Annotated in this window: 22 protein-coding genes; 9 read left to right on the plus strand and 13 right to left on the minus strand. The window is 60.7% G+C overall.

Annotated features, from left to right (window positions below):
- Positions 1-93 precede the first annotated feature (93 nt).
- Positions 94-1,434 (plus strand): hemolysin family protein, encoded by a 1,341-nt coding sequence (locus J4E42_RS08145; RefSeq protein ID WP_008030693.1) that lies wholly within the window; start codon positions 94-96, stop codon positions 1,432-1,434.
- A 123-nt stretch (positions 1,435-1,557) separates the two neighbouring features.
- Here the strand turns inward: J4E42_RS08145 and J4E42_RS08150 are convergent, their stop codons facing one another.
- The 6 genes from J4E42_RS08150 to J4E42_RS08175 all read right to left on the minus strand — a co-directional run bounded on the left by J4E42_RS08150 (position 1,558) and on the right by J4E42_RS08175 (position 9,581).
- A complete protein-coding gene (locus J4E42_RS08150) occupies positions 1,558-2,454 on the minus strand; it encodes a peptidoglycan DD-metalloendopeptidase family protein (protein WP_008038129.1) in 897 nt (298 codons plus the stop codon).
- A gap of 206 nt (positions 2,455-2,660) precedes the next feature.
- Positions 2,661-3,617: a response regulator gene (locus J4E42_RS08155; protein WP_008038130.1), complete on the minus strand. Its 957-nt coding sequence runs from the start codon at positions 3,615-3,617 to the stop codon at positions 2,661-2,663.
- A 168-nt stretch (positions 3,618-3,785) separates the two neighbouring features.
- Complete coding sequence (gene phoU / locus J4E42_RS08160) at positions 3,786-4,547, minus strand: phosphate signaling complex protein PhoU (protein WP_008030696.1); 762 nt, start codon at positions 4,545-4,547, stop codon at positions 3,786-3,788.
- 71 nt (positions 4,548-4,618) lie between these two features.
- Positions 4,619-5,452, minus strand: a complete 834-nt coding sequence (pstB, locus tag J4E42_RS08165) for a phosphate ABC transporter ATP-binding protein PstB (RefSeq protein ID WP_008030698.1) — start codon at positions 5,450-5,452, stop codon at positions 4,619-4,621.
- A gap of 160 nt (positions 5,453-5,612) precedes the next feature.
- Positions 5,613-7,283 carry a phosphate ABC transporter permease PstA gene (gene pstA, locus J4E42_RS08170; RefSeq protein WP_008030699.1) on the minus strand — a complete coding sequence of 557 codons (1,671 nt, stop codon included), beginning with the start codon at positions 7,281-7,283 and terminating at the stop codon, positions 5,613-5,615.
- Positions 7,284-7,298: 15 nt separating this feature from the next.
- Positions 7,299-9,581, minus strand: a complete 2,283-nt coding sequence (locus J4E42_RS08175) for an ABC transporter permease subunit (protein ID WP_008030700.1) — start codon at positions 9,579-9,581, stop codon at positions 7,299-7,301.
- 44 nt (positions 9,582-9,625) lie between these two features.
- Between J4E42_RS08175 and J4E42_RS08180 the strand changes: the two genes are divergently transcribed.
- Entirely contained in the window at positions 9,626-9,772 is a 147-nt protein-coding gene (locus tag J4E42_RS08180; RefSeq protein WP_157222763.1) for a hypothetical protein, read from the plus strand.
- 62 nt (positions 9,773-9,834) lie between these two features.
- Here the strand turns inward: J4E42_RS08180 and J4E42_RS08185 are convergent, their stop codons facing one another.
- On the minus strand, positions 9,835-10,836 hold the full coding sequence (locus tag J4E42_RS08185; RefSeq protein WP_008038131.1) for a phosphate ABC transporter substrate-binding protein PstS: 1,002 nt from the start codon (positions 10,834-10,836) through the stop codon (positions 9,835-9,837).
- A 220-nt stretch (positions 10,837-11,056) separates the two neighbouring features.
- Positions 11,057-12,355 (minus strand): MFS transporter, encoded by a 1,299-nt coding sequence (locus tag J4E42_RS08190; RefSeq protein WP_008030702.1) that lies wholly within the window; start codon positions 12,353-12,355, stop codon positions 11,057-11,059.
- Between the two features lie 361 nt (positions 12,356-12,716).
- Here J4E42_RS08190 and J4E42_RS08195 point away from each other — a divergent pair, with 361 nt between their 5' ends.
- On the plus strand, positions 12,717-13,121 hold the full coding sequence (locus J4E42_RS08195; RefSeq protein WP_007896491.1) for an acyl-CoA thioesterase: 405 nt from the start codon (positions 12,717-12,719) through the stop codon (positions 13,119-13,121).
- 57 nt (positions 13,122-13,178) lie between these two features.
- Positions 13,179-14,078, plus strand: a complete 900-nt coding sequence (locus J4E42_RS08200) for a D-hexose-6-phosphate mutarotase (RefSeq protein ID WP_207284974.1) — start codon at positions 13,179-13,181, stop codon at positions 14,076-14,078.
- A 120-nt stretch (positions 14,079-14,198) separates the two neighbouring features.
- Here the strand turns inward: J4E42_RS08200 and J4E42_RS08205 are convergent, their stop codons facing one another.
- The 5 genes from J4E42_RS08205 to J4E42_RS08225 all read right to left on the minus strand — a co-directional run bounded on the left by J4E42_RS08205 (position 14,199) and on the right by J4E42_RS08225 (position 17,980).
- Positions 14,199-14,735 (minus strand): DUF3299 domain-containing protein, encoded by a 537-nt coding sequence (locus tag J4E42_RS08205; RefSeq protein ID WP_008030706.1) that lies wholly within the window; start codon positions 14,733-14,735, stop codon positions 14,199-14,201.
- An 87-nt stretch (positions 14,736-14,822) separates the two neighbouring features.
- Positions 14,823-15,068, minus strand: a complete 246-nt coding sequence (locus tag J4E42_RS08210) for a GlsB/YeaQ/YmgE family stress response membrane protein (RefSeq protein ID WP_008030708.1) — start codon at positions 15,066-15,068, stop codon at positions 14,823-14,825.
- Between the two features lie 110 nt (positions 15,069-15,178).
- Positions 15,179-16,261, minus strand: a complete 1,083-nt coding sequence (locus J4E42_RS08215; protein ID WP_008030711.1) for a 5-(carboxyamino)imidazole ribonucleotide synthase — start codon at positions 16,259-16,261, stop codon at positions 15,179-15,181.
- 11 nt (positions 16,262-16,272) lie between these two features.
- A complete protein-coding gene (gene purE, locus J4E42_RS08220; protein WP_008030713.1) occupies positions 16,273-16,764 on the minus strand; it encodes a 5-(carboxyamino)imidazole ribonucleotide mutase in 492 nt (163 codons plus the stop codon).
- 298 nt (positions 16,765-17,062) lie between these two features.
- Positions 17,063-17,980 (minus strand): LysR substrate-binding domain-containing protein, encoded by a 918-nt coding sequence (locus tag J4E42_RS08225; RefSeq protein WP_008030714.1) that lies wholly within the window; start codon positions 17,978-17,980, stop codon positions 17,063-17,065.
- Between the two features lie 180 nt (positions 17,981-18,160).
- Between J4E42_RS08225 and aspA the strand changes: the two genes are divergently transcribed.
- From aspA to J4E42_RS08250, 5 genes are all read left to right on the plus strand, one after another.
- Positions 18,161-19,585 (plus strand): aspartate ammonia-lyase, encoded by a 1,425-nt coding sequence (aspA, locus tag J4E42_RS08230; protein WP_008030715.1) that lies wholly within the window; start codon positions 18,161-18,163, stop codon positions 19,583-19,585.
- Between the two features lie 499 nt (positions 19,586-20,084).
- A complete protein-coding gene (locus J4E42_RS08235; protein ID WP_207284975.1) occupies positions 20,085-21,536 on the plus strand; it encodes a sodium:alanine symporter family protein in 1,452 nt (483 codons plus the stop codon).
- 141 nt (positions 21,537-21,677) lie between these two features.
- Entirely contained in the window at positions 21,678-22,682 is a 1,005-nt protein-coding gene (locus J4E42_RS08240; RefSeq protein ID WP_207284976.1) for an asparaginase, read from the plus strand.
- Between the two features lie 163 nt (positions 22,683-22,845).
- Positions 22,846-23,838 carry an AraC family transcriptional regulator gene (locus J4E42_RS08245; protein WP_207284977.1) on the plus strand — a complete coding sequence of 331 codons (993 nt, stop codon included), beginning with the start codon at positions 22,846-22,848 and terminating at the stop codon, positions 23,836-23,838.
- Between the two features lie 240 nt (positions 23,839-24,078).
- Entirely contained in the window at positions 24,079-25,116 is a 1,038-nt protein-coding gene (locus tag J4E42_RS08250; protein WP_008038135.1) for a histone deacetylase family protein, read from the plus strand.
- Positions 25,117-25,119: the final 3 nt, after the last annotated feature.

Below are 25,119 nucleotides of genomic sequence, written 5' to 3' on the forward strand. Positions count from 1 at the left end.
CCCGGTCAGCCGCTACATTGGCTGACTTGTGCCTGCCTTTCAGGCACCGCATTGACCCCCTTTTCGAATACACGGAACCCGCAAAACTCCATCATGGACCCTTCCCCTGGCTTGACCCTCGCAACACTCTTTGCCGACTTCGGCATGATTCTTTTTGCTCTGATCCTGGTGTTGCTCAACGGATTTTTCGTTGCGGCGGAATTTGCCATGGTCAAACTGCGCTCGACCCGGGTCGAGGCCATCGCTGATAAAAACGGCTGGCGCGGGCACATCCTGCGCACCGTTCACAGTCAGCTCGATGCCTACCTGTCAGCGTGCCAATTGGGTATCACACTCGCCTCCCTGGGCCTTGGCTGGGTTGGTGAACCGGCGTTCGCGCACATCCTCGAACCGCTGCTGGAAGCCGTCGGCGTGCAGTCGGCCGAAGTGATCAAGGCCGTGTCGTTCTTCGCCGCCTTCTTTGTCATCTCGTACCTGCACATCGTGGTGGGTGAACTGGCGCCGAAATCCTGGGCCATCCGCAAACCCGAATTGCTGTCGCTGTGGACCGCCGTGCCGCTGTACTTGTTCTATTGGGCGATGTACCCGGCGATTTACCTGCTCAACGCCAGCGCCAACACCATCCTGCGCATCGCTGGCCAGGGTGAACCCGGCCCCCATCACGAGCACCATTACAGCCGTGAAGAACTGAAACTGATCCTGCACTCCAGCCGTGGCCAGGACCCGAGCGACCAAGGCATGCGTGTATTGGCCTCGGCGGTGGAAATGGGCGAGCTGGAAGTGGTCGACTGGGCCAACTCCCGCGAAGACCTGGTGACGCTGGAGTTCAACGCGCCGCTCAAGGAAATCCTGGCGATGTTCCGTCGCCACAAGTTCAGCCGCTATCCGGTGTACGACAGCGATCGCCAGGAGTTCGTCGGCCTGCTGCACATCAAGGACCTGCTGCTGGAACTGGCCGCGCTGGACCACATTCCCGAGTCGTTCAACCTGGCTGAGCTGACCCGACCGCTGGAACGCGTGTCGCGCCATATGCCGCTGTCGCAATTGCTGGAACAGTTCCGCAAAGGCGGCTCGCACTTCGCACTGGTCGAAGAGGCCGATGGCAACGTCATCGGCTACCTGACCATGGAAGACGTGCTGGAAGTGCTGGTCGGCGACATTCAGGACGAACACCGCAAGGCCGAACGCGGGATCCTCGCGTACCAGCCGGGCAAGTTGCTGGTTCGCGGCGATACGCCACTGTTCAAGGTCGAACGTCTGCTGGGCATTGACCTGGACCACGTCGAAGCCGAAACCCTCGCCGGGCTGGTTTATGAATCCCTGAAACGGGTGCCGGAAGAGGAAGAGGTGCTGGAAGTCGAAGGTTTGCGAATCATCATCAAGAAGATGAAAGGGCCGAAGATTATTTTGGCCAAGGTGTTGATGCTGGATTGAGCCCTACCCCTGTAGGAGCCGGCTTGCTGGCGATGAACGATAACGCGGTTTCACATGACACCGCGGCGCTGCCATCGCCAGCAAGCCGGCTCCTACAAGGAAGGCGTCAGCCCAGACACCGCATCACTGTTTGCCCAACGCAAAGTTGGGCAATGCCCCCACCGGTTGATTGAACTGGTACGGAATCGACACCAGCCCCATCCCCGTATTGCGCTGCACCACGAAATGCAGGTGCGGCCCGCTGCTGTTGCCGGTGTTGCCCGACAGCGCCAGCGGACTGCCCACCGACACCCGCTGCCCCTCGCGAACACTCACTGAACCTCGCTTGAGGTGCAGGTACACGCCCATCGTCCCGTCATCGTGCAGCACCCGCACGAAATTGCCTGACGGATCGTTGCCGCGCCCGGTCTGGGCATTCTCGGTTTTCACCACTACCCCGCCCCGCGCAGCAATGATCGGCGTGCCCTCAGGCATCGCGATATCCATGGCGTAGCGGTTCTTGGGGCCGAAGTGGCTGTATTGGCCATTGGCGCCCTGACTCAGCCGAAACGGTCCACCGCGCCAGGGGAACGGGTATCGATAGGCCATGGCGGCCCCTGAGGGATCACCCAGGAAGTATTCAAATCTGGGGGTGTACGCGAGCGGCCTTTCGGCCCGCGTCGCCGTGAGCAGCGCCAGACGAATGCTGCTGCGCGCCGGCATGACCCGGCGAATCGGTCGGCTCGGCGCACCGCTGACGTTCTGCAGCCCGGCAAAGCTCAACTCGATCTGTACCGGCGCATACAGGTCGTTGCGCACGTACACGCTGTCCACGCCTTTTTTCTTGGTGATGACGAGGTACACCTGACGCTCAAGGTGCTCGACCATGCGATCACGAAAAGTGAACACCTTGGCGCCTTTCGTGGGGCGGTCGCTGTAGGAGACCACGCCATTGGCATCGGTGGATTTGTAGATGGTCATGGCCATGGCCGTAGAGGACGCCATGAACAGACCACAGCAAAACAGCAGGCGCGCGAGCATGGGCAGGATTCTGTCGAGTAAGGCCTGGGGATGAGCCTAGCAGCTGCAATGGACCCGGGTAGTCGGCAGATGTTTCAAAATGGGCTGTTGCGCAGATGTGCGGTGTATGTGATGGCCCCATCGCTAGCAGGCTAGCTCCCACAGGGAAATGCATTCCAATGTGGGAGCTAGCCTGCTAGCGATGGCGGACTGTCAGGCGACGAAGGTTATGCGCCTGGAACGAAATGCTTCTGCGCCGTACCACGTGCTATCAAACGGGAGATGTAATCCAGCTTCTGCGCATCCTGGTCGACAAAGCGGAACGTCAGTTGCAGCCATTCGCTGTCGGGTTTCTGCTCGTGGGCGACGATGGCGTGCAGGTAACCGTTCAGGCGGGCGACTTCAGCGTTGTCGCCCTGCTCCAGATCGAGCACGGCGCTGTCGAGCACTTGCGGCAGGGCTTCGCTGCGTTTGACCACCAGCAGCGCTTCCTTGAGGCTCAACGCCTTGATCACGCATTGCTGAATGCCATTGGGCAGGCGCAATTGGCCTTGGCCACGACCACCGGTAGGTGCTGCAGACGCCGCCGGTGCTTTTACCGGCGGGCTGTTGAGCAGGCCACGGGACGGGGCAGCCGCCGCGGGTGCTGGCGCTGGTGCAGCGGCGGCAGGTCGGGCAATCGGTGCAGCAGCAGGTGCAACGCTGGCCATGGCAGGCTTGCCGCCGGTCAACGCGCTCAAGGAATCATTGCCGAACGCCGAGTTCATTTTGGTCGGCGCGCTGTTCATCAAGGTGTCGAGCTTGCCGACCTTGTTCAGCGCCTGCTTGACCTTGGTCAGCAGTTGTTCGTTGGTGAACGGCTTGCTGACGTAGCCGGATACACCGGCCTGAATTGCCTGGACGACGTTCTCTTTGTCGCCACGGCTGGTCACCATGACGAAGGGCATGGTCTTGAGGTTGTCCTGCTCGCGGCACCAGGTCAGCAGTTCCAGGCCGGACATTTCCGGCATTTCCCAGTCGCACAGGACCAGGTCGAACGCTTCCCGCGCCAGCAAGGCCTGAGCCTTCTTGCCGTTGACCGCGTCTTCGATCCGGATCCCCGGGAAGTAGTTGCGCAGGCACTTCTTCACCAGGTCACGAATGAACGACGCATCATCCACGACCAATACACTGACCTTACTCATCCATCACCCCTTTAAAAAATCCCGGCAAGCATACCGCTTTACTGATGGCGCATCGCCATAAACCTTCAGTCACGCCGGGACTTTTCGTTCGCGGGTGCTGCATTCAAATTCACAAACCCGTAAACAAAAACGCCCGGCCAAAAGGCCGGGCGCTTTACTTGGGCAATCTTACTTATCGTCAACTTTGCCCGGAACATTAGCGGTTTCACCACTTGTGCCTTCAACTTCTTCTTTCATGCGCTTGAGGCCCAAGTGACGCACGTCGGTGCCGCGCACCAGATAAATCACCAGCTCGGAAATATTGCGCGCGTGGTCGCCGATGCGCTCCAGCGAACGCAGCACCCAGATGATGCTCAAGACCCGCGAGATAGAGCGTGGGTCTTCCATCATGTAGGTGGCGAGTTCACGCAGGGCGGTCTTGTATTCGCGGTCGATGATCTTGTCGTACTGCGCCACCGACAACGCCAGGTCGGCGTCGAAACGGGCAAACGCGTCCAGTGCATCGCGAACCATGTTGCGCACCTGGTCGCCGATGTGGCGCACCTCGACATAGCCGCGCGGGGCTTCGCCTTCTTCACACAACTGGATGGCGCGACGGGCGATCTTGGTTGCTTCGTCGCCGATGCGCTCAAGGTCGATCACCGACTTGGAGATGCTGATGATCAGACGCAAGTCGGACGCGGCCGGCTGACGACGGGCCAGAATGCGCAGGCATTCTTCGTCGATGTTGCGCTCCATCTGGTTGATCTGGTCGTCGATCTCGCGCACTTGCTGGGCCAGGCCGGAGTCGGCCTCGATCAGCGCGGTGACCGCGTCGTTGACCTGTTTCTCGACCAGCCCGCCCATGGCCAGGAGGTGGCTGCGCACTTCCTCGAGCTCAGCGTTGAACTGCTGGGAGATGTGATGGGTAAGGCCTTCTTTGCTAATCATGTTGGCGTCCTTGGAGCGTCCGGTAAGGTGCGGTGGACCGCAGCGTCAGTTCAGTGAGCAACAACAGCTTCCTAGCCGTAGCGACCAGTGATGTAGTCTTCGGTCTGCTTCTTCGCCGGATTGGTGAACAAGGTGTCGGTGTCGCCGAATTCCACCAGTTTGCCCATGTACATGAACGCCGTGTAGTCGGAAACCCGCGCGGCTTGTTGCATGTTGTGGGTCACGATGACGATGGTGAATTTCGATTTCAGTTCGTAGATCAGCTCTTCGACTTTCAGCGTCGAGATCGGGTCGAGTGCCGAGCACGGTTCGTCGAGCAGCAGCACTTCCGGCTCCACGGCGATGGTGCGCGCGATCACCAGACGTTGTTGCTGACCACCGGACAGGCCGAGTGCCGACTCATGCAGACGGTCTTTGACTTCGTCCCACAGCGCCGCGCCTTTCAACGCCCACTCGACGGCTTCGTCGAGGACGCGCTTTTTGTTGATGCCCTGGATGCGCAGGCCGTAAACCACGTTTTCGTAAATGGTTTTCGGGAACGGGTTCGGCTTCTGGAACACCATGCCGACGCGACGACGCAGCTCGGCCACGTCTTCGCCCTTGCGGTAGATGTTGTTGCCGTAGAGGTTGATTTCACCTTCTACGCGGCAGCCGTCAACCAGATCGTTCATGCGGTTGAAGGTGCGCAGCAGCGTGGACTTGCCGCAGCCGGACGGGCCGATGAAGGCGGTCACGCGCTGTTTCGGGATGTTCATGCTGACGTCGTACAGCGCTTGTTTGTCGCCGTAGAACAGGCTCAGGCCCGGCACTTCAATGGCCACGGTTTCCTGCGCAAGGCTCAGGCTCTGTTTGTCGCGGCCCAGGGCAGACATATTGATGCCGTGGGTATGTGTTTCGTGCTGCATGGGAAGCTCCCTGTGCTGACAAATTCGGTTCGGGGCCGCAGGCCGGGCCTGCGGTTACACAATTCTTTTGTAGGAGCCGGCTTGCTGGCGATGCAGGCAACTCGGTCCCGCAGTCTCACCGCGGTGATGCCATCGCCAGCAAGCCGGCTCCTACAGTTGATTAGCTATCCAGCGCTTTGTATTTCTCGCGCAGGTGGTTACGGATATAAACGGCCGACAGGTTCAATGTCGCGATCACCAGCACCAGCAGCAACGCGGTGGCGTACACCAGCGGTCGTGCGGCTTCGACGTTCGGGCTCTGGAAGCCGACGTCATAAATATGGAAGCCCAAGTGCATGATCTTCTGGTCAAGGTGCAGGTACGGGTAGTTGCCATCCAGCGGCAGCGACGGCGCCAGTTTCACCACACCCACCAGCATCAGCGGCGCCACTTCACCGGCGGCGCGAGCCACGGCGAGGATCATGCCGGTCATCATCGCCGGGCTGGCCATCGGCAGCACGATCTTCCACAAGGTTTCCGCCTTGGTCGCGCCGAGGGCCAACGAGCCTTCACGCACGGTGCGAGGAATCCGCGCCAGGCCTTCTTCGGTGGCCACGATCACCACCGGCACCGCCAGCAGCGCCAGGGTCAACGAAGCCCAGAGCAGACCCGGCGTACCGAAGGTCGGTGCCGGCAGCGCTTCAGGGAAGAACAACCGGTCGACCGAGCCGCCCAGCACGTAAACGAAGAAGCCCAGACCGAACACGCCATAAACGATCGCCGGAACGCCCGCCAGGTTGTTCACGGCAATGCGGATAATCCGCGTCAGCGTGTTCTGCTTGGCGTATTCACGCAGGTAAACCGCCGCCAGTACGCCGAACGGGGTCACGATCATTGCCATGATCAGGGTCATCATCACGGTGCCGAAGATGGCCGGGAAAATCCCGCCTTCGGTGTTCGCTTCACGCGGGTCGTCGCTGAGGAATTCCCAGACCTTGCTGAAGTAGAAACCGATCTTGGTCATCGTACCCATGGCGTTCGGCTGATAGGCGTGAACCACTTTGCCGATGCCGATTTCAATCTCTTTGCCGTTGGCATCGCGGGCCGTCAGGCTGTCGCGATTGAACTGGGCGTGCAGGTCGTTCAGGCGTGCTTCGATGTCCTGATAACGTGCGTTCAGCTCGGCGCGCTCGGACTCCATGTCCGCTTGCGCGGTGGCATCGAGCTTGCCGGCCAGTTCCAGTTTGCGACCGTGCAGACGGATGCGTTCGAGGCCTGAGTTGATCGCGCCGATGTCGACTTTTTCCAGGGTCTTGAGCTGAGAGGCGAGCTGGTTGACGCGGGCCACACGGGCCTGCAACTCAGGCCACGCGGCTTCGCCTTCGGCGATGACCTTGCCGTCCTGTTTGACGTTGACCAGGTAGCCGTAGAAATTGCCCCACTCGCGACGCTCGATGGCCATCAGCTCAGGCGGGGTTTTCTGGTTGGTCAGCCACTCACCGACGATCCAGGTGAAGTCGTTGCCATTCAAGTCACGGTTGCCGACCTTGATCAGCTCGCGGGTCATGAACTCCGGGCCTTCGTCAGGTACCGGCAGCCCGGCGCTTTTCAGGCGCGCGCGCGGCACTTCTTCTTTCTGCACCACTTCGCCGATGACCAGGTGATTGGCCTGGCCCGGCACGTCGTAGCTGGCGTGAATCAAATCAGCCGGCCAGAAGTGACCCAGACCGCGCACGGCAATCACCGCCAGCAGGCCAATGGTCATGATGACCGCGATGGACACCGCGCCACCGCTGATCCAGACGCCGGGGGCGCCGCTCTTGAACCATCCATTCAGGGAGTTCTGTTTCACAGACTTCTACCTTTCTTAAAGCGACGAGTATTTCTTGCGCAGACGCTGACGAATCAGTTCTGCGAGGGTGTTCATGACGAAGGTGAACAACAGCAGCACCAGCGCCGAGAGGAACAGCACGCGGTAGTGGCTGCCGCCGACTTCCGATTCGGGCATTTCCACTGCGACGTTGGCCGCCAGGGTGCGCAGACCTTCGAACAGGTTCATTTCCATGACCGGGGTGTTACCGGTGGCCATCAGCACGATCATGGTTTCACCGACCGCGCGACCCATGCCGATCATCAGCGCCGAGAAGATGCCCGGGCTGGCGGTGAGGATTACCACGCGAGTCATGGTCTGCCACGGCGTGGCACCGAGGGCCAGGGAACCGAGGGTCAGGCCACGCGGCACGCTGAACACGGCGTCTTCGGCGATGGAGTAGATGTTCGGGATCACCGCGAAGCCCATGGCCAGCCCGACCACCAGTGCGTTGCGCTGGTCGTAGGTGATGCCCAGGTCATGGGAGATCCACATGCGCATGTCGCCGCCGAAGAACCAGTTCTCCATGAACGGGCTCATGTACAGCGAGAGCCAGCCCACGAACAGGATCACCGGGATCAGAATCGCGCTTTCCCAACCGTCCGGCACTTTCAGGCGGATGGACTCAGGCAGGCGGCTGAAGACGAAGCCGGCCACCAGAATGCCGATCGGCAAGAGCATCAGCAGGCTGAAGATGCCCGGCAAATGCCCTTCTACATACGGTGCGAGGAACAGACCGGCGAAGAAACCGAGGATCACCGTCGGCATCGCTTCCATCAGCTCGATCACCGGCTTGACCTTGCGGCGCATGCCCGGGGCCATGAAGTACGCGGTGTAGATCGCCGCGGCGACGGCCAGTGGCGCGGCCAGCAGCATGGCGTAGAACGCGGCTTTCAGGGTGCCGAAGGTCAGCGGAGACAAGCTCAGCTTCGGTTCGAAATCGGTGTTGGCGGCGGTCGATTGCCAGACGTATTTAGGCTCGTCGTAGTTCTCGTACCAGACCTTGCTCCACAGCGCGCTCCACGACACTTCCGGGTGCGGGTTGTCGAGCAGCAGCGGTTGAATCTTGCCGCCGGCTTCCACGATCACGCGGTTGGCCCGTGGCGACAGACCGAACAGGCCCTGGCCTTCCACGACCTGGTCCACCAGCAAGGTGCGGTGCGCGGTGCTGTGGAATACGCCGAGCTTGCCGGATGCGTCGAGGGCGATGAAGCCTTTGCGACGCTCTTCGGCAGTGATTTCAACGATTGGCGTGGTGCCCATCTGGAAGGTGCGGATCTGCTTCAGGCGCAGTTCGCCATCCGGGTCGCGAGCCATGAACCACTGGGCCAGGCCACCTTTGGAGTCGCCGAGGATCAGCGAGATACCGCCCACCAGTTGGGTGCTGGCGGTGATCTCGGCTTCGCCGTTTTCGAGCAGCTTGTAGCGACCGTTGAGGCTCTTGTCGCGCAGGCTGAACACGTCGGCTTGCGCACGACCGTTAATCACATACAGCCACTGCTGACGCGGGTCGACGAAGATGTTCTTCACCGGCTCGGTCATCTGCGGCAGATCGATGCGTTTCTGCTCGTTGGTGATTTCGCCGGTCATCATGTTCTCTTCGCTGGTCAGCGACAGAACATTGAGTTGCGAACCGGTGGAACCGACCAGCATCAGGGTCGAATCGGTGGCGTTGAGGCTGACGTGTTCCAGCGCACCGCCCGCCTCGTTCAGCGCAATCGGGGTTTCGCCGTACGGATATTCGACGGCCGGCGAGATGGTCTTCTTGCCGTCCGGGTAGCTGACTTTATAGGTGTGACGGAACACCAGCGCCTGGCCATTGGAGAAGCCCACCGCCACCAATGGATGGCCCGGTTGGTCTTCGCCGATGGAGGTCACGGTAGCGCCGGCCGGAACCGGCAGATCGACGCGCTTGAGTTCGGCGCCACTGTCGATGTCGAAAAACAGTGCCTGCCCTTTGTCGGAAACCCGCATGGCGACCTGGTTCTGCTCTTCCAGGGAGATCATCAGCGGCTTGCCGGCGTCCTGCATCCAGGCGGGCGTGATGGATTCCTTGGCGGTCAGGTCGGCACCCTGGAACAGGGGCAGGACGACGTAGGCAAGGAAGAAGAAGATCAGCGTGATCGCGCCGAGAACGGCAAGGCCGCCAACGAGGACGTACCAGCGGGTCAGGCGATCTTTGAGCGCGCGGATGCGGCGCTTGCGTTGCAACTCAGGCGTATTGAAATCAATTCGCTTGGGGGGATTTGTAGTCATGGTGGAATTGGCCAGATCATTCATGCGCACACCCTAGCGATCCTGTATGACAGAAAGATGACAATGCAGTGACGCAACAAATCCGCCGCCAGCGGGAACTGGCAGTGGATCAAAAATTTGGGGAGGCCGGGCTGCCGGAAATGGCAACCCTGAGCCTTGTAGGAGCGAGGCTTGCCCGCGAATGGGTCGTCACATTCAGTATCAATGTCGACTGACCCACCGCGTTCGCGAGCAAGCTTTGCTCCTACAGGTCCGGGATCAACCCGGACCTAGGGTTTTACTTTTTTGCGACTTCAGCGCCGCCTTCTTGCAGACCCAGGTCAGCCAGTGCTTTTGCAGCAACTTTGGCCGGCAGTGGGATGTAGCCGTCTTTCACTACAACTTCCTGGCCCTGTTTGGACAGAACCAGTTTCACGAACTCGGCTTCCAGCGGGGCCAGAGGCTTGTTCGGGGCTTTGTTGACGTAAACGTAGAGGAAACGCGACAGCGGGTATTTGCCGTTCAGGGCGTTTTCTTCGGTGTCTTCGATGAAGTCCTGGCTGCCTTTCTTGGCCAGGGCCACAGTCTTCACGCTAGCGGTCTTGTAGCCGATGCCCGAGTAACCGATGCCGTTCAGCGAGGAGCTGATCGACTGCACGACCGAAGCCGAGCCTGGTTGTTCGTTGACGTTTGGCTTGTAGTCGCCTTTGCACAGGGCTTCTTCTTTGAAGTAGCCGTAGGTGCCGGATACCGAGTTACGACCGAACAGTTGAACCGGCTTGTTGGCCAGGTCGCCGGTCACACCCAGGTCACCCCAGGTTTTCACGTCAGTTTTAGCGCCGCACAGACGAGTGGACGAGAAGATCGCGTCGACTTGTTCCATGGTCAGGTGCTGGATCGGGTTGTCTTTGTGAACGAAGACAGCCAGGGCGTCCACGGCAACCGGGATAGCGGTTGGCTTGTAGCCGTACTTCTGCTCGAAGGCAGCCAGTTCGGTGTCCTTCATCTTGCGGCTCATCGGGCCCAGGTTGGAGGTGCCTTCAGTCAGCGCAGGTGGCGCAGTGGCGGAGCCAGCGGCCTGAATCTGGATGTTTACGTTCGGGTATTCTTTTTTGTAGTTCTCAGCCCACAGGGTCATGAGGTTGGCCAGGGTATCGGAGCCGACGCTGGACAGGTTGCCCGACACACCAGTGGTCTTGGTGTAGCTCGGGATAGCAGGGTCAACAGCGGCGAACGCGTTGGCAGTCGCAACGCCAGCAGCGACAAAAGTCATTGCCGCCATCAAACGCTTCAGTTTCATGCCTTACTCCTAGCAGATAGAGTGTGTTAGTCGGGGCCAAGTATCAGCAGGCCGTGTGAACACTCTATGGCTGAAATATGACAATTGGATGAAAGGCCAGTATTCCGTGTTTCAAAGTGATTCCGCGTTATCGTTCATCGCCGGCAAGCCAGCTCCTACAGTGGTTGTGTAACGACAACGATCGACTGTAGGAGCCAGCTTGCTGGCGATGAGGCCTGTACTAGCGCCCCTTCTTCCAGAGATAACCGCCGACCACAATCCCGACGCCACAAATGATCGCCACGTAATACGCAGGCCCCATCGGGCTCTCCTTCAGCAGCAACGTCACCACCATCGGCGTCAGGCCACCAAAAATCGCATAAGCCAGGTTGTAGGAGAACGACAGCCCGCTAAAGCGCACCACTGCTGGAAAGGCTTTGACCATCACGTACGGCACCGCACCAATGGTGCCGACCAACAGACCGGTCAGGGAATACATCGGGAACAGCCAGTCCGGGTGGTTGAACAGGCTGTGATAGAAGGTCCACGAACTGATCAGCAGCGCGGCACTGCCGAATACGAACACCCGGCCCGCGCCGAAGCGGTCGGCCAACGCGCCGGAAGCCACACAACCCAGGCTCAGGAACACAATCGCCAGGCTGTTGGCCTGCAGCGCGGTGGTCGGTGCGAAGTGGTAAACCGTCTGCAGCACGGTCGGGGTCATCAGGATGACCACGATGATGCCGGCGGACAGCAACCAGGTCAGCAGCATGGAAATCGCGATCGCGCCGCGATGGTCGCGCAATACCGCACGCAGCGGCACTTCCTCGGCCAGGGCCTTGCGCAGTTGCAGCTCAGCGAAAACGGGAGTTTCGTGCAGCCAGCGGCGCAGGTAAACCGAGAACAGGCCAAACACGCCACCGAGCAGGAATGGGATCCGCCAGGCGTAATCGGACACTTCCACCGGGGTGTAAATGCTGTTGATCGCGGTGGCGACCAGCGACCCCAGAAGGATCCCCGCCGTCAGACCGCTCGTCAGGGTGCCGCAGGCGTAGCCGATATGCCGTTGTGGCACGTGTTCGGAAACGAAGACCCACGCGCCGGGCACTTCACCGCCAATCGCTGCGCCCTGAATCACGCGCATCAGCAGCAACAGGATCGGCGCCCACATGCCGATTTGCGCGTACGTTGGCAGCAAACCCATGATCAGGGTCGGCACCGCCATCATGAAAATACTCAGGGTGAACATCTTCTTGCGACCCAGCAGGTCGCCGAAGTGCGCCATCACAATGCCGCCCAGCGGACGCGCGAGGTAACCGGCGGCGAAGATGCCGAAGGTCTGCATCAGGCGCAGCCACTCGGGCATGTCGGCCGGGAAGAACAGCTTGCCGACCACCGTGGCGAAAAACACGAAGATGATGAAGTCGTAGAACTCCAGCGCGCCGCCAAGGGCGGACAGCGATAAAGTCTTGTAGTCATTGCGGGTCAACGGACGTGCGGGCTGGGTCGGCTGCGCGATGCTCGAGGGCGCTGTGGTCATGGCAAGGCTTCTCTTATAGTCGGATCTGCAACCTCAACAACGCTGGCGGAGGCTTGGGCAGGTCCGGCACGATAGCAAATTGTTCGAAAAAGCACATAGAGGTGCGTATTTGACGGTCAAAATGAGAACCGGACGGTCGTCTCGGAGTCTACCGACCGATATACTCGGGATCTTGCAACAGTTTGAAAGGGTTGCTGTGCGAAGACGCTGCTGGCCTACCAGTCGATTTCGCAGAGTTTCCCTTTAGGCGCCTTACGAAAAACGTGACGAACGTAGTATGTTCGGGGCTGAATCGTTTTTTCTGAGACGGCTATTCACCTGAAGTACCAATGAAGAGTCACGGGTCAGAGGCACCCCCGGAATGATAGAGCTCGAACAAGAAGATCCAATCCCGCAAGGCGACCTGGCCCTGCAAATCACCGCGCTTCCGCGTGAAACCAACGGTTTCGGCGATATTTTCGGCGGCTGGCTGGTGGCGCAGATGGATTTGGCCGGCACCGCAATGGCCAGCAAAGTCGCGGGCGGACGCGTGGCGACCGTGGCGATCGACCGTATGGCGTTCCTGGTGCCAGTGGCGGTGGGCGCTCAGCTCTCCTTCTATACCCAGGCGCTGGAAATCGGCCGCAGCTCGATTCAAATGATGGTCGAGGTCTGGAGCGACGATCCACTGTCCAGCGAGTGGCGTAAAGTGACTGAAGCCGTGTTTGTGTTCGTGGCCATCGACGGCAGCGGTCGCACTCGTTCGGTTCCGCCACGCGCACGTTAAACACGGCGAGCGTTTTGCGGTCCATTGCAGTCATTGTTCCTGATCGAGAATTGCCCCATGAGCACGCCCAACGTTGAAGCCGTGAAGCTGGATGAACTGAACTGCTGGCGCATCCGCCACGGTCAGGCCGAATTGCTGGTCGCCCAGCAAGGTGCGCACATCCTCAGTTATCAAATGGCCGGCCAACCGCCGCTGATCTGGCTCAACGACGAGGCCGTGTTCAAGACCGGCAAGAACATCCGCGCCGGCGTGCCGGTGTGCTGGCCGTGGTTCGGCAACCTTGCGCGCAACCCGCAGAGCGTTCAGGCGATGCGCGTCGGCAACGAACCGCCGAGTGCCCACGGTTTTGTACGGGCGATGGACTGGGAACTGGGCGGCATCGAAACCGAAGGTGAAAGCCTGAAGGTGGAGTTCGTCCTGCCCTACCCCGATGGCGGCTTCCCCGGCTGGCCGCATCAGGTGGATTTGAAGTTGAGCATTCGTCTGGATGAGCAACTGCACATCAGCCTGACCAGCCACAACCAGGGCTCGGAAAAAGTCACGATCAGCCAGGCGCTGCACAGCTATTTCGCGGTCAGCGATGTGCGCAATGTGCATGTTGATGGGCTGGATGGCTTGAAGTACATCGAGACGCTGGAAGACTGGAAAACCAAGACTCAGACCGGCGACCTGCGTTTTGCCGGCGAGACCGATCGCATTTACCTCAATACCCCGGCGAAGCTGAGCATTGTCGACCCGGCCTGGGAACGGCGCATCGAGCTGACCAGCAGCGGTTCGCGCTCGGCGGTGATCTGGAACCCGTGGATTGATCGCGCAGCGGCGTTCAGCGACATGGCCGATGATGGCTGGCAACGGATGCTGTGCATCGAGACGGCGAATGTGATGGATGATGTGGTGACGCTGGCGCCGGGTGCGAGTCATACCCTCGGCGTAAGCATCGCCAGCGCACCGCTATAAGCAACACCGCAAAACCAAATGTGGGAGCGAGCCTGCTCGCGAATGCGTCGTGTCAGACACCATTGATGTTAACTGACACACCGCTTTCGCGAGCAGGCTCGCTCCCACAGTTTTGACCGCCTACAGATCCGATTCCTTCACCACCCGCACTTGCGCCGCATCGAGCGCATACGCCGCATCAGCCAGGTCGTTGTTGACCTTCTCGATCTTCAACGTGCCGGTCACCCACAGCGGCGTGTAGATATCATTGAGCTTCAACCCTTTCGGATAACGCACCAGCACCAACTGGTTAGGCGGCGGTGGCGGCACGTGGATGCAGGCGCCCGGATACGGCACGAGGAAGAACAACGTGCTGCGGCCCTTGGCGTCGGACTCCAGCGGCACCGGATAACCACCGATGCGGATGTTCTTGTCGTTCATCGACGCCACGGTCTTGGTCGAGTACATCACTGCCGGCAAGCCCTTGCTCTGCTTCATGCCACCCTTTTCGGTAAAGGTGCCATTGGCTTCGGGGGAGTTGTGATCGATTTCGGGCATGGCCTCGAGGGCTTTCTGGTCCGACTTGGGCATCAGTTCGAGCCAGTCGGTTTCCGGCAGTTCGCCGGCATGGGCAAGGCCCGAACCCAGTAAAAGGACAGTCAACAGAAGACGGCGCATGGAGGTGCTCGGTAAAGGAAGGACGATAAGTCGCCGAGCATTCTAGTCCTCTCGGACTGCGCAGCCGAGAGGACTTTGTCGCCTGAATCAGTTCTTTTTGATCAAGCCGTAGATCACCAGCAACACCACGGCGCCGACCAGCGCACCGATGAAGCCCGCGCCTTGGCCGGCCTGGTAGATGCCCAGGGCCTGACCGCCGTAAGTGGCCGCCAGCGAACCGCCGATACCGAGCAGGATGGTCATGATCCAGCCCATGCTGTCATCGCCCGGTTTCAGGAACCGCGCCAGCAGGCCAACGATCAAGCCGATAAAGATGGTTCCGATAATTCCCATGGCATTTCCCTCTGAGTAAGTGGCTATGCAGAAGCCTAGTCAGACTTTCGCATCCTGCCATGAGAGAACGGCGGCCCCTGAATGGTTCCGCCGCTGCCACATGAAACTATTTATTCGGCGATGAGGGCTTCGACCTTGAGGATCTGTGCCGCCAGCGTCTCGCGGTCCGCGCAACGCAGGTTGGCGTGACCGACCTTGCGGCCGACCTTGAACGCCTTGCCGTAGTGATGCAGATGGCAATCGGCGATGGCCAGGACCTTTTCGGTGTCCGGCACTTTACCGATGAAGTTGAGCATCGCGCTCTCGCCGACCTTGGCGGTCGAACCCAACGGCAGGCCGGCTACGGCGCGCAGGTGGTTTTCGAACTGGCTGCACTCGGCGCCTTCAGTGGTCCAGTGCCCGGAGTTGTGCACGCGTGGGGCGATCTCGTTGGCCTTGAGGCCACCGTCGACTTCAAAGAACTCGAACGCCATCACGCCAACGTAGTTCAACTGCTTGAGCACACGGCTGGAGTAGTCTTCGGCCAAGGCTTGCAGCGGGTGGTCGGTGCTGGCCACGGACAGCTTGAGGATGCCGCTGTCGTGGGTGTTGTGAACCAGCGGGTAGAACTTCGTTTCGCCATCGCGGGCGCGCACGGCAATCAGCGACACTTCGCCGGTGAACGGCACGAAGCCTTCCAGCAGGCAGGCAACGCTGCCCAGTTCAGCGAAGGTGCCCACCACGTCTTCAGCGGTGCGCAGGACTTTCTGGCCCTTGCCGTCGTAACCCAGGGTGCGGGTTTTCAGCACGGCCGGCAGACCGATGGAGGCCACGGCGGCGTCCAGATCGGCTTGCGACTGGATGTCGGCGAACGCCGGGGTCGGAATCCCCAGGTCCTTGAACATGCTCTTCTCGAACCAGCGGTCACGGGCGATGCGCAGGGCTTCGGCGCTCGGGTAGACCGGAACGAATTGCGACAGGAACGCCACGGTTTCAGCCGGGACGCTCTCGAACTCGAAGGTCACCAGATCGACTTCATCGGCCAGTTGGCGCAGGTGATCCTGATCGCCGTAATCGGCCCGCAGGTGTTCGCCCAACGCGGCTGCGCAAGCATCCGGCGCGGGGTCCAGGAAAGCGAAGTTCATGCCCAGCGGAGTGCCCGCCAGCGCCAACATGCGACCCAACTGGCCGCCACCGATTACACCGATCTTCATCGTCAACAACCTCAGGCGATGCGTGGGTCTGGATTGTCCAGGACGCTGTCTGTCTGCTCAGCGCGGAAAGTCTTCAGCACTTCGTGGAACTGCGGGTGCTTGGCGCCGAGGATGCTCGCCGACAGCAGCGCGGCGTTGATCGCGCCGGCCTTGCCGATGGCCAAAGTGGCAACCGGAATGCCTGCTGGCATTTGCACGATAGACAGCAGCGAATCGACGCCCGAGAGCATCGCCGACTGCACCGGCACGCCCAGCACCGGCAGGTGGGTCTTGGCCGCACACATGCCTGGCAAGTGGGCCGCGCCACCGGCACCGGCGATGATCACCTCGATGCCACGCGCCTCGGCCTCTTCGGCGTACTGGAACAGCAGGTCCGGGGTGCGGTGGGCAGAGACCACTTTCACCTCGTAAGGGATGCCGAGCTTTTCCAGCATATCGGCGGTGTGGCTAAGGGTGGACCAATCGGACTTGGAGCCCATGATCACGCCAACCAGTGCACTCATCGTCGTGCCTCTTCTCTCTGGGCGCCCGCAGGCGCGTCAAAAAACAACAAGCCACGCAAAATGCGTGGCTTGATTGTACGAAAAATGGCCGGACGAACCGGCCGAAGGCCGCGCAGTATACCTCAATGAAGCAGATAAACAGCCCCCGATGCGACCATCTGTCATACAGCGCAAAACCCCGGTTTTATTGACTCGAAGGTCAATCCCCAATCCCTTGTAGGAGCCAGCTTGCTGGCGATCAATGCGACGCGGTTTTTACTGACACACCGCGTTGCCTGGATCGCCGGCAAGCCGGCTCTTACAGTCCGGTGGGGGTCTGGGCGGCGCCGCCTTCGAGTTTGCGCCACAACAACCGCACGTTGGCCTTGCGCACCAACGCACAGCGATACAAACGAATTTCCAGCGGCACATGCCATTGCGGGCCGCCGCAGACCACCAGCTCACCGCGGGCCAGTTCGGCACGCACACTCAGTTGCGGCACCCAGGCGATGCCCAGGCCTTCCAGCGCCATGCTTTTCAGGCTGTCGGCCATGGCGGTTTCATACACCGTGGTAAACCGCAACGCACGCTGGCGCAGCAAGCCGTTCACCGAACGCCCGAGAAAGGCGCCGGCGCTGTAGGCGAGCAACGGAACGCTGGCTTCGCCTTCCAGATCGAACAGCGGCTTGCCGTCGGCATCTGCTGCGCACACCGGCAACATTTCCGTGTGTCCCAGGTGCAGCGACGGGAAAATTTCCGGGTCCATCTGCATCGCGGCGTCCGGGTCGTAGAAGGCCAACATCAAGTCGCAACCGCCTTCGCGCAAGGCATGCACCGCGTCGCCAACGTTGGTCGCCACCAACCGCGTGGCGATGTTCAGCCCTTCATTGCGCAATTGCGCGATCCAACGCGGAAAGAAACCCAAAGCCAAGGAGTGAGCCGCCGCGACCTGCATCACTTCACCCTGCCCGCCCTCCAGGTGATGAAGATGACGCAGCACTTCGCCGAGCTGTTCGACCACGGTCCGCGCGGTGACGAGGAACAACTGCCCCGCCGCCGTCAGCTCGATCGGCGTGCGCGAACGATTGACCAGTTGCAGCCCCAGCGCGGCCTCAAGGCTGCGGATCCGTCGGCTGAACGCCGGCTGCGTCACGAAGCGGCGTTCGGCAGCCTGGGAGAAGCTGCGGGTGGCGGCCAGAGCACTAAAGTCCTCAAGCCATTTGCTTTCCAGATTCATCAAGTCCTCCCGGACACGCACCAAATTAGGTCACACGTTCGCCACAGACACGGCGTCACACGGGCATTATGCCGAATATGCATAGGCCAGTGTTTAACAGCATTGGCCGAAAATTCTCTACAAGCCTAGCATTTGCGGTGTTCCGGCACAGACCGGGTCCATATTGAGATGATTTCTATCATGTCCTCCGCTGCATCATTCCGCACAGAAAATGACCTGCTTGGCGCTCTCGAAGTACCGGCTCAAGCGTATTACGGCATCCAGACCCTGCGAGCGGTGAATAACTTCCGCCTTTCGGGCGTTCCGATTTCGCACTACCCGAAACTGGTTGTCGGCCTGGCCATGGTTAAACAGGCCGCTGCTGACGCCAACCGTGAGTTGGGTCACCTGAGCGAAGCCAAGCACGCTGCCATCAGCGAAGCCTGTGCACGTTTGATCCGCGGCGACTTCCACGAAGAGTTCGTGGTGGACATGATTCAAGGCGGCGCTGGCACTTCGACCAACATGAATGCCAACGAAGTCATCGCCAACATCGCGCTGGAGGCCATGGGTCACCAGAAAGGCGAATACCAGTACCTGCACCCGAACGACGACGTGAACATGGCGCAGTCGACCAACGACGCCTACCCGACCGCGATCCGCCTGGGTCTGCTGCTGGGTCACGACGCTCTGCTGGCCAGCCTCGACAGCCTGATTCAGGCGTTCGCGGCCAAGGGTCAAGAATTCAACCACGTCCTGAAGATGGGTCGTACCCAGCTGCAAGACGCCGTGCCGATGACCCTGGGTCAAGAGTTCCGTGCTTTCGCCACCACGATGGGCGAAGACCTGGCCCGTCTGAAGACGCTGGCCCCGGAACTGCTGACCGAAGTGAACCTGGGCGGCACCGCGATCGGCACCGGCATCAACGCCGACCCGCGCTATCAGGCTCTGGCCGTACAGCGTCTGGCCCTGATCAGCGGTCAACCGCTGGTTCCAGCTGCCGACCTGATCGAAGCCACCTCCGACATGGGCGCCTTCGTGCTGTTCTCCGGCATGCTCAAGCGTACCGCGGTCAAGCTGTCGAAGATCTGCAACGACCTGCGCCTGCTGTCCAGCGGCCCACGCACCGGCATCAACGAGATCAACCTGCCGGCGCGTCAGCCAGGCAGCTCGATCATGCCAGGCAAGGTCAACCCGGTGATCCCGGAAGCCGTGAACCAGGTTGCGTTCCAGGTCATCGGTAACGATCTGGCGCTGACCATGGCAGCCGAAGGCGGCCAACTGCAACTGAACGTGATGGAGCCGCTGATCGCTTTCAAGATCCTCGACTCGATCCGCCTGCTGCAACGCGCCATGGACATGCTGCGCGAGCACTGCATCGTCGGCATCACCGCCAACGAAGCGCGCTGCCGTGAACTGGTCGAACACTCGATCGGTCTGGTCACCGCACTGAACCCGTACATCGGCTACAAAAACGCCACCCGCATCGCCCGTATCGCCCTTGAAAGCGGCCGTGGCGTGCTGGAACTGGTGCGCGAAGAAGGCTTGCTCGACGAAGAAATGCTCGCCGACATCCTGCGCCCGGAAAACATGATTGCTCCGCGTCTGGTTCCGCTTAAAGCCTGAACCGACGCGTTACTTGTAGCACCGCTCACCAGGTCGAGGGACTAGACACCTCTCACCTTTTGAGGGCTTGGGGATTTACTCCCCAGGCCCTTTTTTTTAACTCTTTTGCAACAACCCAGAACCTGTGGGAGCGGGCTTGCCCGCGATGAACGACAACGCGGTTTACCTGAAAGACCGCAGCGTCTGCATCGCGAGCAAGCTTGCTCCTACAAGAGCCCGGCGCCGGTAACGTCGGGTGTTTCAAAGGCTTCGCTTCACCGAATGCACCACAATCGTGCAGACGGACGGCACTGTCATCGGTATAGTGCCGCCCCTCTTCGCGTGAGCGGTCGTCGGTAACGAGGCCCAAACCCATGCGAAACCCGAACTAATAACAAACCCGCAATATGAAATCGGGACGAACCTTCGCCTCGCCTGTTGTGCCGTGCGCACAGCGGTGTAACGCGATGTTTCTGACCGCCCAGCATTTGCCTACACAAAAAACAGCGAGGAATAATCCATGCTCGAAGTCATTAACGACTTCCTCTCAGGGAAAGTACTGATCGTGCTCATTGTCGGGCTCGGTAGCTACTTCACGATCCGCTCGCGTTTCGTTCAATTGCGTCACTTCTTCCACATGTTCGCGGTGTTCCGCGACAGCCTCAAAAGCAGCGCCGGTCAACTCAGCTCCTTCCAGGCCCTGATGCTCAGCCTCGCCGGCCGCGTCGGTGCGGGCAACATCGCCGGTGTCGGCATTGCCGTGACCCTCGGCGGGCCAGGTGCGGTGTTCTGGATGTGGGTGACCGCGCTGGTCGGCATGTCCAGCAGCTTCTTCGAATGCTCCCTCGGCCAGCTCTACAAACGCGCCGATGCGGACGGCACTTACCGTGGCGGCCCGTCCTATTACATCCAGCACGGCCTGCAGAAACGCTGGTTGGGCATGATCATGGCGTTCCTGCTGCTGATCACCTTCGGGTTTGCCTTCAACGGCCTGCAATCCCACGCCGTGACTCACTCGCTGAACAACGCGTTCGGCTTCGACACCACCTGGACCGGTCTGGCCCTGGCGGTGCTGCTGGGCCTGGTGTTCATCGGCGGGATCAAGCGCATTGCCAAGGTCGCTGACCTGTTGGTGCCGGTGAAAACCCTGGTGTACATCGGCGTGACCATCTACGTGATCGTGCTGCAATTCGACCACGTACCGGCGATGCTGATGACCATCGTCAAAAGCGCGTTCGGTCTGGACCAGGCCTTCGGCGGCCTGATCGGCAGCGCCATCGTCATGGGCGTGAAGCGTGGCGTGTTCGCCAACGAAGCAGGCCTGGGCAGTGCGCCAAACGTAGCGGCCGTGGCGTCGGTTGAGCACCCGGTTTCTCAAGGTGTGGTTCAGGCGTTCAGCGTGTTCCTCGATACCTTTGTAATCTGCACCTGCACCGCGCTGCTGATCCTGCTCTCGGGTTTCTACACCCCGGGCTTCGAAGGCGACGGCATTGCCCTGACCCAGAACTCTCTGGCCGCCGTGGTCGGTGACTGGGGCCGGATGTTCATCTCCGTGGCACTGGCGCTGTTCGTGTTCACCTCGATTCTCTACAACTACTACCTGGGCGAGAGCAACCTGCGCTTCCTGATCGGTGAAAACCGCAAGGCGCTGATCGGCTACCGTGCGCTGGTACTGGTGTTGATTTTCTGGGGTGCGATCGAGAACCTCGGCACGGTGTTCGCGTTTGCCGACATCACCATGACTCTGCTCGCATTCGTGAACCTGATCGCGCTGTTCCTGCTGTTCAAGGTCGGCATGCGCATCCTGCGTGACTACGATGACCAGCGCGCTGCCGGCATCAAGACACCGGTGTTCGATTCGAGCAAGTTCCCGGACCTGGACCTGGACCTGAACGCCTGGCCAGCCAACCCGCCAGCTGCTGCCACCAAGGCTGAAGCTGAAGCGCAAGGCGTACCCGCAGCGCAACGCTGATCGGTTAAAGTGCGAAAAACCCTGTAGGAGTGAGCCCGCTCGCGATGAGGGCGTGTCAGGCGACATTAATGCTGGCTGATAGACCGCTATCGCGAGCAGGCTCACTCCCACAGAGGAACTCATCGTTCTCGGAGCATCTCCATGAATTCCTCGACCTACCCTGCCGCCCAGCACGTCATGGTGCTCTACACCGGCGGCACCATCGGCATGCAAGCCAGCGAACACGGCCTGGCTCCGGCCTCCGGTTTCGAAGCGCGGATGCGTGAATACCTGCACAGCCAGCCTGAGCTGGTGGTGCCGCAGTGGCGCTTTCGCGAGATGTCGCCGCTGATCGACAGCGCCAACATGTCCCCGACCTATTGGCAGCAACTGCGTGAAGCAGTGGTCGATGCCGTCGACGTTCAGGGCTGCGACAGCGTGTTGATCCTGCACGGCACCGACACCCTCGCCTACAGCGCGGCGGCCATGAGCTTTCAATTGCTCGGCCTGAATGCGCGGGTGTGCTTCACCGGTTCGATGTTGCCGGCCGGCGTGACCGACAGCGATGCCTGGGAAAACCTCGGTGGTGCTCTGGTTGCTTTGGGCCAAGGTCTGGCGCCGGGTGTGCATCTGTACTTCCACGGCGAGCTGCTGGCGCCAACCCGCTGCGCCAAGGTACGCAGTTTCGGTCGGCATCCGTTCAAGCGCCTGGAGCGTCAAGGCGGCGGAGCGAAGGCCCCGTCACTGCCAGCAACGTTGAACTACAACCAGAGCAAGCAACTGGCGAAAGTCGCTGTGTTGCCGCTGTTCCCCGGCATTGGCGCCGAACAACTGGATGGCGTGCTGAACAGCGGCATCCAGGGCCTGGTGCTTGAGTGCTACGGCAGCGGCACCGGGCCGAGCGACAACCCCGAGTTTCTCGCCGCGCTTTCGCAGGCACGGGACAACGGCGTGGTGGTCGTTGCAGTGACGCAGTGCCATGAAGGTGGCGTTGAGCTGGACGTTTACGAGGCCGGCAGCCGGTTGCGTGGTGTCGGTGTATTGTCCGGTGGCGGCATGACTCGCGAGGCAGCGTTCGGCAAGCTGCATGGGTTGCTGGGTGCAGGTCTGGACACCGCTGAAGTGCGGCGACTGGTCGAACTCGACCTCTGCGGCGAACTTAGCTGATACCACCCGACACCTGTGGGAGCGAGCCTGCTCGCGATAGCGGTATGTCAGACACATTGCTGCTGGACGTGCCGACGCCATCGCGAGCAGGCTCGCTCCCACAGGATCTTCATTGGGCACATAACTTGCTGCGTTCCAGCCATCCCAAGGCTGGAAGCCGCTCATGCTGCACTCCCACCTCACCACCCTCAATGCTGTCTCCCTGGTGCTCAACGCCTTCAAGGCCGAAGGCCTGTCCAGCGACGCCTTGCTCGCGGGGAGCGGTATCAGCGCAGCGGACTTGAACCGTGCCGACACGCGCATCACCACCAACCAGGAAATGCAGGTCTGCGCCAACGCGGTCGCGCTCAAGCGTGACATCGGCCTGGAGCTGGGTCGGCGCATGCACGTTTCCTGCTACGGGATGCTCGGTTATGCGCTGCTCACCAGTGCCACCTTCGGTGACGCTTTGCGCCTGGCGATACGTTTTCCGGCGCTGTTGGGAACACTTTTCGAGCTGAGCCTGGAGGACGACGGCGAACGCATCTGGTTCGTCGCCGCCGACTACCGGGAGAGCCCGGCGATGGCGGTGTTCAATGCCGAGTTCTGCCTGGTGTCATTGAAAGTCACCTGCAACGACCTGCTCGGCCACCCGCTGCCGTTGATCGCCGCGCGTTTCGAACATGCCGCGCCGGACTATCAAGCGACCTACGCCGCACACTTCAACTGCCCGCTGCACTTCGAAGCGCGGGACAACGCCTTTGCTTTCGACAAGCGCTGGCTCGACCAACCCCTGCCGCTCGCGGATGTCATCACCCATCAGGCCATGGCCGAACGCTGCCGCAAGCAGAACCTCGAGTTCACCGGGCGTCAGGCGTGGCTGGGGCGGATTCGCCAGTTGCTCAGTGCGCAATTGAATGCCGCACCGGGGCTCGAAGGGTTGGCCGAGCAGATGAATTGCTCGGCGCGGACATTGCGTCGGCACCTCAAGGACCTGGGGTGCAGTTATCAGGAATTGCTGGATGAGCTGCGATTCGAGCAGGCCAAGCAACTGCTCTGCGAAGACCAGATGCCGATCTACCGGATCGCCGAAGTGCTGGGCTTCAGCGAGACCGCGAGCTTCCGCCATGCCTTTGTGCGCTGGAGCGGCGTGGCGCCCAGCCAGTTCCGCCCATAGCCAAGACCTTGTAGGAGCCAGCTTGCTGGCGAAGAACGGTAACGCGGTGTGCCTGATACACCGCGTTAACCGGATCGCCAGCAAGCTGGCTCCTACAGGACCGTCGTTATGCCAACAAGGGGCGAATTTCGGTCAACTATTTTGGCCACATCGATCCCCTTTTGGCCTTTCCTGCCGTTCTCCGAATCGCCATCCGCCGCAAGACTGTGTTCAACCGAATCAGCCTGCGGAGAACAAGAAATGCTGACGATCTACTCGGACGATCACCACCTGCACCACGGCCGTTGTGAATTGATAGACGGGCAACTCAAGCCCTGCTTCGAAATGCCCTCGCGCGCCGACCATGTGCTGTCACGGGTGCAAAACCAGCACCTCGGCCCGGTAGAAGCGCCGAAGGACTTCGGCCTCGACCCGATTGCACGCATCCACAGCCGCGACTACCTCGACTTCTTCAAAGGCGCCTGGGCACGCTGGACCGAGTTCAACACCGACGGCGACTTGCTGCCTTACACCTGGCCGGCCCGTACCTTGCGCCGCATCAAACCCACCAGCCTGCACGGCGAACTGGGTTATTACAGCTTCGACGGCGGCGCCCCGATCACCGCCGGCACCTGGCAGGCCGCGTACAGCGCAGCCCAAGTGGCGCTCACCGCCCAGGCGGAAATCCAGCGTGGCGCGCGCAGTGCCTTCGCGTTGTGCCGTCCACCGGGACACCATGCCGCCAGCGACTTGATGGGCGGTTATTGCTACCTCAACAACGCCGCCATCGCCGCTCAGGCGTTCCTCGATCAGGGCCACAAGAAAGTCGCGATCCTCGACGTCGATTACCACCACGGCAACGGCACCCAATCGATTTTCTATGAGCGCAGCGATGTGCTGTTCACTTCGATCCACGGCCATCCAGAAGCCGAGTTTCCGTTCTTCCTCGGTTATGAAGACGAGCTCGGAGAAGGCGCGGGCGAAGGCTTCAACTTCAACTACCCGTTGCCCGCCGGCAGCGGTTGGGATGTCTGGAGCGCAGCGCTGGAACAAGCCTGCAAAGAGATCGAAAAGTACGGTGCCGAGATCGTCGTCGTGTCTCTGGGCGTCGATACGTTCAAGGACGATCCAATCTCCCAGTTCAAGCTCGACAGCCCGGATTACCTGGCGATGGGCGAGCGCATCGCCAAGCTGGGCGTGCCAACCCTGTTCGTGATGGAAGGCGGTTACGCGGTCGAAGAAATCGGCATCAATGCCGTGAACGTTCTTGAAGGTTTTGAAAGCGCCCAAGGGAAATAACAA

It is taken from the genome of Pseudomonas sp. FW300-N2A2 (assembly GCF_017351735.1).
GTDB classification, from domain to species: Bacteria; Pseudomonadota; Gammaproteobacteria; order Pseudomonadales; family Pseudomonadaceae; genus Aquipseudomonas; species Aquipseudomonas migulae.